At 37.8% G+C, this 14145-nt stretch carries 10 protein-coding genes; 4 read left to right on the top strand and 6 right to left on the bottom strand.

Features of this window, described 5'->3' with window-relative positions; all coding sequences use genetic code 11:
- The first annotated feature begins 14 nt into the window (after positions 1-14).
- Positions 15-1010, top strand: a complete 996-nt coding sequence (locus DI076_RS16570; RefSeq protein ID WP_369689773.1) for a hypothetical protein — start codon at positions 15-17, stop codon at positions 1008-1010.
- 16 nt (positions 1011-1026) lie between these two features.
- On the opposite strand, the gene DI076_RS16565 is transcribed toward DI076_RS16570, so the two are convergent.
- Positions 1027-1974 (bottom strand): MBL fold metallo-hydrolase, encoded by a 948-nt coding sequence (locus DI076_RS16565; RefSeq protein WP_108960825.1) that lies wholly within the window; start codon positions 1972-1974, stop codon positions 1027-1029.
- A 48-nt stretch (positions 1975-2022) separates the two neighbouring features.
- Here DI076_RS16565 and trmB point away from each other — a divergent pair, with 48 nt between their 5' ends.
- Entirely contained in the window at positions 2023-2682 is a 660-nt protein-coding gene (gene trmB, locus DI076_RS16560; protein ID WP_108960824.1) for a tRNA (guanosine(46)-N7)-methyltransferase TrmB, read from the top strand.
- A gap of 78 nt (positions 2683-2760) precedes the next feature.
- Here trmB and DI076_RS16555 read toward each other — a convergent pair whose 3' ends face one another.
- The 4 genes from DI076_RS16555 to rsgA all read right to left on the bottom strand — a co-directional run bounded on the left by DI076_RS16555 (position 2761) and on the right by rsgA (position 9951).
- Positions 2761-6354, bottom strand: coding sequence for a tetratricopeptide repeat protein (locus DI076_RS16555; RefSeq protein WP_108960823.1), 3594 nt, complete (start codon positions 6352-6354; stop codon positions 2761-2763).
- Complete coding sequence (locus DI076_RS16550) at positions 6351-7964, bottom strand: LIC10124 family lipoprotein (RefSeq protein WP_108960822.1); 1614 nt, start codon at positions 7962-7964, stop codon at positions 6351-6353. The genes DI076_RS16555 and DI076_RS16550 overlap by 4 nt, the downstream gene beginning before the upstream one ends.
- Entirely contained in the window at positions 7961-8932 is a 972-nt protein-coding gene (locus DI076_RS16545; protein ID WP_108960821.1) for a FecR family protein, read from the bottom strand. Before DI076_RS16545 ends, DI076_RS16550 begins: the two co-directional genes overlap by 4 nt.
- A 65-nt stretch (positions 8933-8997) precedes the next feature.
- A complete protein-coding gene (rsgA, locus tag DI076_RS16540) occupies positions 8998-9951 on the bottom strand; it encodes a ribosome small subunit-dependent GTPase A (RefSeq protein WP_108960820.1) in 954 nt (317 codons plus the stop codon).
- A 49-nt stretch (positions 9952-10000) separates the two neighbouring features.
- Here rsgA and DI076_RS16535 point away from each other — a divergent pair, with 49 nt between their 5' ends.
- Complete coding sequence (locus tag DI076_RS16535; RefSeq protein ID WP_108960819.1) at positions 10001-11827, top strand: ATP-binding protein; 1827 nt, start codon at positions 10001-10003, stop codon at positions 11825-11827.
- A gap of 4 nt (positions 11828-11831) precedes the next feature.
- On the opposite strand, the gene DI076_RS16530 is transcribed toward DI076_RS16535, so the two are convergent.
- Positions 11832-12920 (bottom strand): acyl-CoA desaturase, encoded by a 1089-nt coding sequence (locus DI076_RS16530; protein WP_108960818.1) that lies wholly within the window; start codon positions 12918-12920, stop codon positions 11832-11834.
- Between the two features lie 57 nt (positions 12921-12977).
- On the opposite strand from DI076_RS16530, the gene DI076_RS16525 reads away from it, so the two are divergent.
- A complete protein-coding gene (locus DI076_RS16525) occupies positions 12978-14105 on the top strand; it encodes an LBF_2804 family protein (protein ID WP_108961031.1) in 1128 nt (375 codons plus the stop codon).
- The last annotated feature ends 40 nt before the right edge of the window (positions 14106-14145 follow it).

Below are 14145 nucleotides of genomic sequence, written 5' to 3'. Positions count from 1 at the left end.
TCCTCTTGATTGTTTTGGTTTTTGTGAGTTTAAACAAAAACCTTTCTGCTGAAGATTTTAAAACACAACACTACCCTGAAGAAGGATACCTGCAAGGTTGGAACTTTACCTTTCGCAATGAAAAGTACAATCTCTTCGCTACCTTTCTTGTGAGTAATTTTGGTCCTGGTTCCCTCAACAATGGAGTCTCATTACTTCTAAAAACCAAAGAACAACCTGTCTTTTATTCCACCCGCGAATTTGATGCAGAAGACTACGAATTTAAGAAAGGACAGTTTTACCAACGAAGTGGTGAAAACTGGATGGAATTAAAAAACGGAGTGTATTCGTTTTATATGAACTACGGGGATTGGGAAATCAAATTGGATTACAAACCACGTAAAGGCAATGTTCCCATTTCCAAAGGAAAATTTCCTTTAATGGAGAAAGGAAAATTCGTTCAAGCTGATATCCCTTTTTCCTACTCGACTGTCACAGGTACCATTCGGTACAAAGATGTAACAGAAGAAGTAAAAGGTGTTGGTGGGCTTGAACATATCCTTACCAATGAGGCAGTTTATCAGTTTTCCAAAAAATGGGAACTGGTACGTTCACAAACAAAAGACAATTATCGAATTTTTACAGGTGGATTTATTGGAAATTCTAATTTCCCAGGTGAATTTTTCCGTAGAGTTGCAGTTCTCAATCCTTCAGGAAATTTGATTTTAGAAGGAACAGTTGAGAGGGTAGAAGTTTTAGAATGGGAAAAAGAACCTACTTCTGGTTATACGATCCCAAAATCGGAAATTTTATACTTCCAAAATGAAACTTGTAAATTGAATGTAAAACGAACTCGTCCCATTGCAACAATGAGTGCCTTAGAAAATATTTCTTCATTTTTACGATTTTTTATCCAATTGTTTTTTGCAAAACCCTACCAAATCCATTGGCTCGCAGAACTAAAATTAGAATGCCCTGAATATTCTGGAGAAGGAAAAGGTTACCATTCCAATTATTTGATTAACGAGTGATTGTCGGTAGCAAGTCTTACAAAATAAACTTTTGGCCTTCATGCGCAATGTGTACTTGCATGCCACCTGGTTTTAATAATCGTGCTTCATCTAAGATGATCCTTGCCACTTCATGGTCAGTATGGTCAGGTTCATGGTGAGTTAAAACCACTGATCGAATTTCCATCATTTCTGCGAATTCAACAGCTTTACTGACTGCTGTATGCCCCCAACCTATTTTTTTCTCAGCTTCGGAAGTACTATACTGTGCATCGATGATGATAAGATCTGCTCCAGCAATTTGGGGTTTCATCTTTAATAGGTGTTCTCTGTCTTCTTCACGGTATTCAACATCCGTACAAAATAAAAATATCTTGTTACCTTCTCTAATCCTGTAACCAGTGCACGAACCTGGATGGCGAAGTCCAAAGGGAATGATTTTTAGACCACCTAACATATAGGATTCAAATTCTTTCCATAAATGAAAATGTTTTTTGGAAGCCATTTGTTGGAAGGTTACAGGAAAGTTTTCAGGATGTTGTTGTCTTTCTAATCGTTCTTCTAAATTGGGAATACAAGAATAAAAATGGACGTTAACTGAAGGAGAATACCCTGGTTTGAAAAATGGCCAACCTTGGATATGATCCCAATGTGTGTGAGATACAAGGATATGAATGTCCATCTCTTTTCCACTAAATGCTTCCGGCGCAAGTTGGTTTCCGAGTACTCGTAACCCTGTACCCATATCCAAAATCACTCTTTCTCCACCATCACCTTCGATAAAAACACAAGTTGTATTGCCACCTAAGTCTTGTGAGAGAGGGATTGGTAAATGGTTTAAAAACTCCTCTTCGGAAAAACTGTTTGCATCTTTTTTCCACTCTTCTTTTGCTAAATGCAGAATCTTTAAGGTTTTTTCTCGTTGTTCCTGTTTTGAAATCGGAGTGGGAAGACTACCTCGCACACCAAAAAGAGTTATTTTCATCTAGTTCCTTTTAAAAATCCTGACATTAAATCATCGGAAGAAAAGCAATTGTTAGTTAATCCAGAAATCCAAGAAAAACTTTGGAAGTTTACCATTAGAACTTCCTACAAGTCTGACTATCTCCTGCAACCTAACGAACGCGGGAAAAAAATCGACCTAAAAAATTCTTTCCCTTCTCGCACCAAAAACTTTGTTTTAGAGTTAGGTTCTGGTTGGGGTGAAGTTGCCATTGAATTGGCTAAAAATGACCAAGAAACCGGTTACCTTCTAATGGAAAAAAAGGTAAACCGCATCATCCACACCGAAAAACAAAGAAAAACGTTAGGTTTAGAAAATATTCGTTATATGACCGTTAACTTCCAATGGTTTTTCGATGAACTCCTTGAGAAAGAAATTTTTGACAAAATCATCATCAATTTTCCCGATCCTTGGCCCAAAAAAAAGCATCATAAAAATAGACTGATGCAACCTCATATGATACAACAAATATCTAGTTTGTTAAAACCAGGTGGTGAACTTTTATTTGCGACAGACTATGGTCCCTATGCGAGAAAAACCATCTCCCTATTACGCAAATTTCCTGAGTTTTTGTGGAAGGACAAGGAATATGAATTTGAGAGACCTGGATTTCCCATTTCATTTTTTGAAGCGGAAAAACGAAGTGAAGGGAAACGGATTTATTACTTAAAACGAACCAAACCTCTGTGATTCGTTTTATCGTTTTTCTTCCGTACCTATCGGATTATGTTTTAGTAAAATGAAGTGTGAAGGGAAAACTCAGACACTCTAATCAAGAGTCACCGTACTGATTCGTAATCCGTCACGATCACCTTTCCAAGGAACTGGAGTTTTTTCCTTTCCTTTGATGATGACCAATTCCTTAGATCTTCCTTCGACTACCAAACCATCCATAGGGTAATAAAAATCCCCTTCGATTTGGTATGAATCTTTCCATTTTGAACCACCTTTCCAAAGATAGGTGGTATTCTCCGTATTCACGAGGAGTGAATCTGGATTTTTTAAAACAGATCGTATAGATTCTGTTTTGCCAATGGCATATAATTTTGCTTTTTCTGTGCCTTCGTAGATTTGGCCACCAAGTTGAACCAAACAAGATTCTTCAACACAACCTAAGAAGTTAGCAGACTCATTTGAGTCTTTTTTGGCGATAGGAAGTGATACTTTAGATTCCTTTTCGTTTGGTACGGCTGGATTAAAAACTTGTACTAAAAACTCTTTTTTCGTATCACGAATCACAAAAAGTTTTCCTTCCCCATTAAGCGAAAAACTAACAAAATCATTTCCATTCCATTCTTCTTGGATTTCCAAATTTGGATTGGTTCGAACCAGTTTTCGACTAGGAGATTTATCTTTCTCCAATAAGAGAAAAAAACCACTATTGTCAGCTGACCCTTGTTTTACTTTCCAACCAGCTAATACTTGTTTTTTGAAAGTCATCTTTCCTGATTCTGGGTAAATTTTGGTAGCAGTATCATTGGAAATTCCCACAAGTTCCTTACCTGCCACGAGTAATTGGAATGGAGTAGAAGTGTATTGTTTCCAAACGAGTTCCTTGGTGACGCGGTCATAACCTACTATCGCCGTTCCATAATTTACAATGATACGATTTGGATATACAATCGGAGTCGAAACCGGTGTTCCCGATAAATTGAGATCTGTTACATGGAGTGGTTCATCATCTAAAGCATCAGAAGGAAGTAACCTTGCGTATTTTGTTTCACCATATTCACGTAAGATTTTTTCTTTCACTGCATTTCGTTTGGACTTGGTTTTCTCGGATGGAGAATGTTTTTGTTTTGCGTCCAATATACGGAATTGGGCAAACATTGCTTCTGCAGATGGTTCTTCTTTTAAAACACGATCAATGGTTTTTTCAGCTTCATCCAATTTGTTTTCTTTGAAGTAAATGTACGCCAATTGGATTTCACCATCCATAAAATCAGGATCTGATTTACGAATGGATTCAAGGATTGATTTTGCTTCGTTTGTGAGGTCTTCATTAAAATAGGCAATTGCTAAGTTATAAGAAGAAAGTCCAAATTCAGAATCTTTGGCCCTTGCCTTTTCAAATTCACGTTTGGCAGCATCCATTTGGTTCAATTTATAATACGCAAGTCCTTTTGCTACATTACTTGGAGCAAAGTTTGGATTCACGAGGATTGCTTTGTCAAATTCACCAATAGCTCCTTCATAATTTTTACGCTTCATGGTAACGAGACCTAACATGTAATAAGCGTAATAAGAATCTGGTTTTTCTTTTAATATGTCATAGAACCCATCTTCGGCACGTTTGAGTTCTCCCTTTTTATAGTAGAAGGAATAAATCCCTTCTTTGAAAGAGATGGCATTTTCTTTATTCGATTTTACAGCATTTTCTAAAATGGAGAGGCCTTTTTCCTCCTCCCCTTTTTCAATATAACACTCTGCGATTTTGACCAGGAGAGAAGCTTTTGGCACTCGGTCGTATGCCTTTTGGTAAGGAGTTACTGCTTCAATGAATTTTTTGCGATTAAAAAGTGTATTCCCTTCTTTGACTAAAGGTAAAATCTCCGCAAAACGAGAGTTCTCCGAAACAGTTTTTTCAGTTTCAATGAGTTCCGGAATGTCCTTTGTGAATTTTTTAGATTTTTGAATGAACTCGTTTGCTTTTGTATAATTCTCTTTTGTATTTTCCTCGACAGCTCGTTTGTAATACAAACTTCCCAATCGATAATCTACTGCTTCATTTCCTGGGAACTTTTTCTTAAGCCCCATATAAATGGACTCAGCTTCATCCCACTTACTTGCATCCTCTGCAATCCTTCCTAGCGTGATGGCACTAAAGGGATCTGTTGCGGAAAGAGTTTCCAATTTTTTTACGAATTCTTTTTCTTTTTTGGACTCACCCGTTTTTGCATACACACGAGCTAAGCCTTGTAAAGCACCTGGATTTGCATTGTCCAAGCGGTAGGCTTCTAAATAAGAACCTTCTGCTTTTTTGTATTCACTAAACGCAAAATACCCACGACCAAAGGCATTTTGAACTGCTGGGTTTTCAGGGTTTACTCCCATTGCTTTGCCATATTCATCAAACGCTTGTTTGCGTTTTCCTTGGCGTAAAAAGGTATCACCACTTGCTATGAATTTTTGAGATTCCGCTAATACTTTCGCTTTTCGAATGTCTTCTTTTTTTGCTTTCGGATGTGTTTCAGCTTTTTTTAAAACATCCAATGCTTCATCAAAACGACCAGAATCAATCAAAACATATGCCAAATTCATTTTTGGTTCGATAAAGTTTGGATCCCAAGCAGATGAATCCTGGAAACTAAGTGTTGCTTTTTTTACTTCACCCCATTTCCACTCACATATCCCTTGTTTGTTGCGAATCTCTGCGTTTTTAGGAACCTTTTGTAAGGCTAGTTTGGAAGTTTTTAAACATTCTGAATAATTGTGTGTTTGTATGAGAACGTTACACAGACCAACATATGCATTTGCATTTGTATCAGAGAGTGAAATGGATTTTTTAAAACTGTCTTCACTTTCTTTCAGTTTTCCATTTAATAATTGTGCGTTCCCAAGAAAGGACCAAACCGAAGCATTTTGAGGTTGTAATTCAGAAGCTTTTTTAAATTCGTTCGTTGCTTCTGTATAATTTTTTTTGTTTAAGAAGTCATTTCCTCTTTGGATGAGGGAAGCAATTTTTGTGGAAAGTTTTGCATCTTTTGCAGACTTAAGTTCTGGATTTAATTTTTCAGCTTTTGCAAAATAACTCTCAGCTTCATCATATCGTTTTAGTTCTAAACAAACATCACCTAATTGATTGAGTAACTCAATCGGATATGGAAAATCTTTTTTATCTTCTAATGACTTTAAAGTGACCAAACTTTCTTGGTAACGACCTAAGTTTTTTAATAAAAGTCCAGTTTTGTATGTGTAAATGGATTCTTCTGGTTTTAGTTTACTTAGAGTTTGATAGGTATTGAGTGCAGCTTCATTCTCACCTAAGGTTGACTGAACTGTTCCAAGTCCAATAAGGATTTTCTCATTTTGCGGGTCTAAATTATTCCCTTTTTCATACGCAGATTTGGCATTTTCATACTCACCTAACTGATAATAGGAAGCACCAAGTAATGCATATCCTTCCACAAGTTCAAAAGTTTGGATCGAAGATTTTGCTTTTTCTAAGGCAACATCAATGTTTCCTTTTTGGAATTCATTACTTCCATCAGCGATAAGAGTTCTGGCTTCTTCGATTTTTTGTCGATCTGAAACATTTGATTTTTCGACAACAGAATCTTTTACAGTGACAGACTGAAAATCACGAGAACGACAGCCAATAAACGTGACGAGTAAAACAGATACAACAATCAATTGTTTCATTTTTGGAACCTTTGTTCAAACTTAACCATGTCTGGGTATTGAATCTTTAATCCTTTGAGCGGGACTCCCACCAAAGGAGAGTTATGTGGAGTAAGAACACCTAAATTCCAAAATGTTTCAAAATTCCAAGGAAATTCCTCAACCATTTTGTTACCCAAATACAAACGAATCATTTTTTTCTCGATATCAGTTGTGAACTTAATGCTACGGCCTTTGAGTTCATCTTCTTTATTCCATCGATAAGAGGAGCGAACTGGTGCTTCTGACTCACTTTGCGAAAACTTCACTATATGAAAGTCCGTTTGGTCTACATAGACTAAAATCGAATTCGCAGAATGGTCATGGATCGAAAGCCCAAGCGTACCATTGTATTCTTTCTTTAAATCCAATATAAGTTCAACTTCAAGATAATCTGGAATTAGGTCTTCGGAAAAAACTCCATACCAACCCTTTGGTAACTCTTTGTTTTTTGCAAATGTCAATTTTCCAGGAAATGTTGCAGAGAAGTTAGGTGAAGGTGTTGATAGGTTCCAAAATTCTTCCGATTCCCAACCCACTCCATCTTCCAGAGAAATTGGTAATGCAATCGATGTAATTTGTTTTGGCCGAATTTTGATTCCAGCCTTTGCATATTCAAAATGAGAATCGGTAGAGGTACGAATGAATTGGACCGGATAACTTCCGTAAGGAACTCCCGATTCAGCGTATTGTGTTTTGCCTTTTTTTTGGCCATCAATGACAACATCAAGCCCAGGAGGGAAACTAGAAACAACGACAGTACCTTGGGAAATATCATCATTCCATTCTTGGAATACTCTTGTTGTTTTCCCCGCACGAACTAAGATATTTCGTTTTACTTGGTCTTTGCCAGGTTTAGCAAATGAAAGTGTATGTTTTCCATTGATCAGTGTGTAATTGAGAAGAGGTGCTTTTCCCACTTCGACTCCATCCAGATAAATGGTTGTGCCGGGAGATGTAGAAAAAACAGAAACTTTCCCTTGTAAGGAAGCTGTAAAATAATTTCGTAATTCATCAACAGAAGGAGAAGAAATCTCTATAAAATAAGCAGGAACAAACTCGGTTAAAGGGAGGAGGTGTTTTTTTCCATGAAATACATCGAAGGATTTTGTTGATTTCGATTTTGGTTCTTTTTCTTCTTGGTAAACAAATACCGCCTTACCAAAATTTTGTGAAAGAACGGGGTCTTTGTATTGGACATCCACAGTCAATCGATCCACTGATTTGGAAAGATTCAGTTCCAACATGATATCGATATCATTCGACTCGAAAAACTTGGGATCTTGTTTGATTGGGGCTTTTTGGTATATTCCCAATTTGGAATGAGGGAAAAGGACTTTTTCTTCAAGTAGAGCTAAGTCAGATGGAGAAAACCCCTCTGGAATTTGTTTCCAGAGGAGAGTGAAACTTGGGGTTGATTTATTTACCAGTCGTTCTCTGTAATCTCTACCCGAAGGAAGGGGTTCAGACTCTCCAAGATCTGGAGTGACAAACTTAGGTTTTGTAAAACTTCGATTGAGGGTTTCGATCTTTGTGACCGAAGAACAATAACCGACTAAAAAACAAAGGACCGGTAAATAAACATATCTCATTTCGTCTTATCAAAACTCTCTTTTGGAGCTAATTTTAGTGAATCTTTTTGCACATCTTTTTTAATGTATTTAGAATCTTCAATTGATTTTGCAGTTGTGATCACTTCATCTGACTTTGATTTGGTGATTTCACGAGTTTTGGCTGCTTTTTCTAATTCTTCTACAGAAGAAACTAGATTCATCTTTTGAAGTTCTTCATTGTTTGATTTGAGCTCATTTGCAAGAGACTCAAATTGTAACATTTTTGTGTTTTCAAACACTAACATTTCTTTCATTTCACCTAAGGATTGTTTGTCCATTGGTTTGATCATTTTATCAGAAAGTTTTGTGTCAGAAGCCACTTCAGCTGACTTTTGTTTGTCGACTACGATTTCGTTATCTGAGTTTGATTTACGGATCGCAACCGCACCATCAAGAACCGTGTACTTTACAACACAGTTTGAGGATCCGCATGCTACGTTTCCACCTTTAGCAGAAGGATTTTCTACATTGGTAAGGAAGATCGTTCCACGAACACCCGCGATAGAAGTTGGAGTCACAACACTGAAAGACTCTGTTTTTCTTTCTTTACGAAGAACAGTTACTAGTTTTCCGTATTGCATGTTTACTTCTGTTTCTCGTGTTCCATCGTTTGCTGCGAATGCTTGGCTTACACTAAGGGAAGTATTTTTGTTTAGTTTGAGAACACCGTCTTCACCTACTAAAAGTTCAACAGATCCATTTTCACCTGTAACAATTGTGTCTTGTGAAGTTAATGTATCACCTAAGCTTGGTTTGATTTGTCCATTTTCTCTTAATACGACTACATCACCTTTTACAAAGGCAATGACCACATTACTAGCTGGTTGGTTTTTATCCGTAACATTTGTTACAGTCTCTTTTGAGTCTTTTTGGCAAGCTACGGCAAACATGGCAAAAATCGCCACAAATCCCAAAACCGACAATTTTTGTATGATTGTACGTTTCATATTCCTTCCTCCGGAAATAACTTTCTTAATTTAGATAACAACTGAAGCCTTGGCAACTCTTTTCCCTAATATCTTTTTGTGACAGCTTTTGACCAATGGTCCCTGCGGGTCACACGGTAGGGATTTTCCAAACTTTCGATCATGGATTCGAGGCTCTTTTTTCGGGTTTCGTCCATGGTTTCATTCATGTATTTACGCATTGGACACTCAGAACCCAGTTCACAGCAATAAATTTCCCGACAACCTTCCTTTACTCTGCGTAATTCAGGAAAACTTTCCCAAAGTTCGTTGGGAGTGAGGTGCAAAATCCCCCATTCTTTGACCCCTGGAGAGTCAATGAGGACGGTATTTCCTTCCAAAAAGAGAGCAAAGGAATTGGTGGTGGTGTGTTTTCCTTTTTTTGTGGAACCACTTACCAAATTGGTTCGTTGAACGGTTTTTTGGTGGAGGTGGTTCATGAGTGTGGATTTGCCCACACCAGAATTCCCACAGAGGAATGTACGTTTGCCTCTAATTTTTTCCCATAAGGGCAGGATCGATTCTTCGGAAAGTAAGGATACACTCATGACATCATAACCTAACTCTCTATAGTAGGTTTCTCTATCTTCAATCTCTTCTTGAGAAACAAGATCCTTTTTTGTAAAAATGATAAGAGGTGGAATTTCTGTATGGTAAGAAGCAGCGAGTAGCCTGTCAATAAACCCTGGTTTTGTTTCTGGGTCTTTACAAGAAGCAAGGATAGCCAATTGGTCTAAGTTTGCACATAACACATGACTGTCGCCTTTATCACTTTTGCGAGTGAGGTAGTTTTTTCGTTCCAATCGTTCTGAGATGACCCACTCTTCTCCAGACGATTTTTCAGCAAGGATCATGTCACCCACCACGAAGGGATGGCGTTCGTTTGAATTTTTGAGGCGGAGTTTGCCTTTGAGTACAGCTAGGGCGTAGGAAGTGGCCTCTGAATAAATTTCATAATAGGCACCAAAGATACGCGCGATTGTAAATAGTTCTTTACCCAAGTGGATTCAACACCAAAATATTCTAGTTCGTACATTGTATACAATCGACATGCAAATACAAGTTTTCTTTCGTTCTTCCATCATTCTCTTATCCGCTTTTGGTTGGTTTGTCTGTGCTTACGGATTAGGCATATTACAAGCAGCTACCTTTTTGGTATTGGGATGTTTCGGGTTGGGGTTACTTACTGTATCCCTCTTCCTCTTCCCCCTTGTTAAAAACGAAAGACCAACGGAACAAAAACCGAAAAAACGCGATGAGTTGGTGCAAAATCTCTTTGCCCTCGAGAAATTCAAAGAAGAACTGATCTCTTTTAATGACCCAGACCAAATCAGTGAAACCATTAGCCAATTTTTAGCTTCTAAAATTCCTGCAGAGTTTGTGCAAGTGTACACATGGGATGAATTGGAGGGCCAATTTAGACCAAGACCTTTCCTAACATCCAAAAACCATCAACATTCTGACTTACCATCCATACCTGTCTTCAATCCATTTTTGCTTTGGTTATCAGAACGTGAAGGGATTCATATCAAAGAAAACTTCATCCAATTTGTTTCCACAAGCCATGAAAAAATCGCAAAAGAAGCATTACATTTTTTTAAAGACACTCGTTCTGAGTTGGTAGCAACACTTTCGATTAAGTCAAGTTTGGTGGGTTTTATCTTACTTGGAAAACACAAAGAAGGAAAAATTTACGATTTAGAAGAAATTGAAATCATATTAGAAATTCTTTCCGTTTCTCTCATGTCCCTTTCCAATTCCATGATCTACCAACAGTTGTTAAACTTAACGGAAACCTTGGAAGCAAAAGTAAGAGAAAGAACAAAAGAGTTGGAAGAAACCCAAGCCCATCTTGTCCAATCGGAAAAAATGGCTTCTCTCGGGGTGATGGTAGCAGGAATCGCACATGAAATTAATACTCCAGCAGCCGTCATCAATGGTGCCGCCGACAATTTGGATGCTAACTTAGTATTCGTATTATCCCACTTAGGTGACATTACCCACCTCATCCAAAATCCAGATTTTCGTTCTTTGTATTTGGATATCTTATTCAGTTTTGTCAAAGAGGATCCCAATACCAAGATTGATCCAAAGGATAAATTCAAACTCAAAAAAGAAACCAAACTCAAGTTCATCCAAGATGGGATGCCAGAAAACGATGCTACCGATCTTGCTACTTTTCTCATCGATCACCACCTCATGCATATGCAAGAAGAATTATTACGAATTTGGAAATCAGGTGGGAAAGAAACCTTTGAGATGCTAAAGAACACTTTAAGTTTGCAACGTAATATCAAAAATATCAAATATGCGATTCGTAATATTGTGAGGATCGTGAAGGCATTAAAATACTACTCACACATCGGTCATAATTCTTATGAAATTGCCGACCTCAATGAAGGCCTAGAGAACACACTTGTGATCATGCAAAACCAAATCAAACATGGTGTGGAAATTGAACGTAATTATGGCACTATCCCTCTTGTTAGGTGTAATTTGGATGAGCTCAACCAAGTTTGGACAAATCTCATCACAAATGCCATCCATGCGATGAAAAAAACCGAACACCCAAAACTCATTATTTCTTCCAGAAGGATTGGAGAAGAATATGTGATGATTAGTTTTGAAGACAATGGATCAGGGATTCCCACTGAAATTAAGGATAAAATTTGGGATCCTTTTTTTACTACAAAAGACCAAGGCGAAGGAACAGGACTTGGGCTTGGGATTGTGAAAGGAATTATCGAAAAACACAAAGGTAGGATTGAAGTGGAATCAACTCTCGGTCGAACTTTGTTTATGGTTTATTTACCGTTAGTGGGTCCAGGTGATGTGCCAAATCTCCCTAAAGAAATCTTTAGGGAGGTGAGAGGTTAAGTTGTTACGAAAAAAGAGGACGACTTAAAAGTTTTTCCCAATTTTCCTTTGTGGTTTCAAAGTTCTTTTTGGAAAGTCCTGCTTCGGTTTCATTCGCAGTTTGTTTTGCTTTGGACCATTTTTGGTATTCTGTGATGGCCGACTCTCGTAGATGAGCCAATTGTTCGGACCAAGTTTTTAGTTTTTCTTCACCGAGATTCGCATACTGGTGTAAAGTTTCCTTTTCTTTGATAAACATCGTTTTTTGTAAGATTTTTTCTTCAGAAACTTTTTTCAAATTGTAAGTGAGACCAAAAAAAGAAAGGAATTTGATCATCCATTTGGAAGGATCATAATCATACCAACGGATTCCATTGCGGTAGTCCATTTGGAATTCGTGGTGGAAGTTGTGGTATCCTTCACCAAACGTAAAAAAGGCGATGATCCAATTGTCTCGTGCTGTTTGTTCTTTGGAAAAAGTCCTTTCTCCCCAAACATGGCAAGCACTGTTGATAAAGAAGGTAAACTGGTGAACTACAAACAATCGTAAGAACCCAGCTACAAAAAATCCTTCTAAAAATGTTCCCCATAACATGGTAATGAGACCTGGCAGGATAAAACACATAAAGATTGAAATCGAATAAAAATGTTTGTGTTGCCAAACCACAAGTGGGTCATTCATCAAATCTTGTACCCCTTGGCCAACATAGTTTCGTTTGCGAAATAACCAACCAATATGAGCATACCAAAACCCTTTTTTAATCGAGTATGGGTCTTTGTCAGTGTCCACAAATTTATGATGGATACGATGGTCCTCACTCCATTCCAGTGCTGTAGATTGAAAAGCAGCAGCACCAAATAATAATAACAATAGTTTTATGGGAGATTTGGCTTCATAAGCTTTGTGTGAAAAAAGTCTGTGGTAACCGACTGTAATTCCCATACCTGTTGCAAAAAAATAAAACAAAAAGAGTGCCCAAGTTCCTAAATGAATGGATTCATAAAGATACACATATAGGGTTCCGAAAATACCAACGAGTGGTGATGTGAGTAAAAAAATCGTAGTCACCCAATCGATCGGGTTTTTGACTTTGATTTCAGCTTGTGTCGTCATAGAAAATTCCTGTTCCATGAAGTGGGAGCCCAGAATCCGATTCCGGTTGCAAAAAAAATGAGTACAGATCGTTACAAACCAGGAATTTTAGAACAATGGGGACGCAGAGTTCTCATTTCCTTGCGTACTCTTACGAAAGAACAGAAGTCCGAAGGAGAGGGAGGTTTTTCGGATGTTTCTAAACGACTCCTCTTTTGGGGGAGTTTTTGGTCCTTTTGGATTGGATTTTTTCCTTCCGTTCTCTTTGTGTACCTTTCTCTTTTTTTACCTTCTTTTTCTTTCGAATCCTTTTCCAAGATTTCGTATGAAGGTCTCTTTTGGTTTGTATCCTTACTCACCATTGTGACTGTAATCGAATTTTACCTGTTGTTTCGGTTGGGGTTTTATCTTTCTTACCAGATGGCAAAAGCAGCAGACGTGGAATTGGCAGACGAACCCGAACTCATCACACCGATTCCTGGGATGATGGCACGGCTTGTTTTGGAAATCCCTGACCCAAGGATCCGTTTGTATGGGATTGATCCTTATAAACATTTAAACGAGAGGGCCTTGTTCTTTCGTACATTACTCTACAAAAGTAAGGTATTCCTTTCGAATATCTTCGCAAAACTGATGTTAAAAGTGATTTTGGGTAGGACAAGTTTGCGTTTTCTCATTGAATACATCTCAGGTCCCATTACTGGAATTTGGGATGCTGTCACCACCTACCTGATTCTCTTTGAACTCAGAAAACGGATCATCACACGAAAATTGGCAGATTCCATTTTACTCCAAATCAAATCGAAAAACCGAAATCCAAAACTCATTGAATCTGTGTTACGTTCTGTGGCCCTTTCTATCGTCTATACCAAAACCTTCCATCCGAATTTTGAATACTTACTCTTTGGGTTACTTGGGCTTTTGCCAAAAAGAGAAAACTTACAAAACCTGGATGATTGGGAACATTTTGTTTTGTCCTTACAGGGGCTTTCGAAAGAAGAAAAAAAATGGCCGGTATCTGTCTTTGCCATCTGTGCTTCCTTTGATGGAAAATTAAATGCAGAAGAATTAAATGCCTTTGTCGGCCTCAGTGAACACTCACCCTCTTGGATTTTGGAACGTGTGCGATTTTTAAGTGCAACCATCCAAAAAGGGAAACTAGCAGAATCTTTTCAAGGAATGGAAAAAATCCTTCCAAAAGAATGAAAGACCTAAGAGACTCATGTTTTAGTCTAATACAAACATA

Source organism: Leptospira ellinghausenii, assembly GCF_003114815.1.
Classification (GTDB): domain Bacteria; phylum Spirochaetota; class Leptospiria; order Leptospirales; family Leptospiraceae; genus Leptospira_A; species Leptospira_A ellinghausenii.
This window is presented reverse-complemented; position numbering and strand designations above follow the sequence as displayed.

What these genes read in the sequence shown, in the direction of transcription:
- DI076_RS16530 (WP_108960818.1), bottom strand. Translation starts at nt 12,920, where the DNA reads ATGACGACACAAGCTGAAATCAAAGTCAAAAACCCGATCGATTGGGTG.
- DI076_RS16545 (WP_108960821.1), bottom strand. Translation starts at nt 8,932, where the DNA reads ATGAAACGTACAATCATACAAAAATTGTCGGTTTTGGGATTTGTGGCG.
- DI076_RS16555 (WP_108960823.1), bottom strand. Translation starts at nt 6,354, where the DNA reads ATGAAACAATTGATTGTTGTATCTGTTTTACTCGTCACGTTTATTGGC.
- DI076_RS16550 (WP_108960822.1), bottom strand. Translation starts at nt 7,964, where the DNA reads ATGAGATATGTTTATTTACCGGTCCTTTGTTTTTTAGTCGGTTATTGT.
- DI076_RS16525 (WP_108961031.1), top strand. Translation starts at nt 12,978, where the DNA reads ATGAGTACAGATCGTTACAAACCAGGAATTTTAGAACAATGGGGACGC.
- DI076_RS16565 (WP_108960825.1), bottom strand. Translation starts at nt 1,974, where the DNA reads ATGAAAATAACTCTTTTTGGTGTGCGAGGTAGTCTTCCCACTCCGATT.
- DI076_RS16535 (WP_108960819.1), top strand. Translation starts at nt 10,001, where the DNA reads ATGCAAATACAAGTTTTCTTTCGTTCTTCCATCATTCTCTTATCCGCT.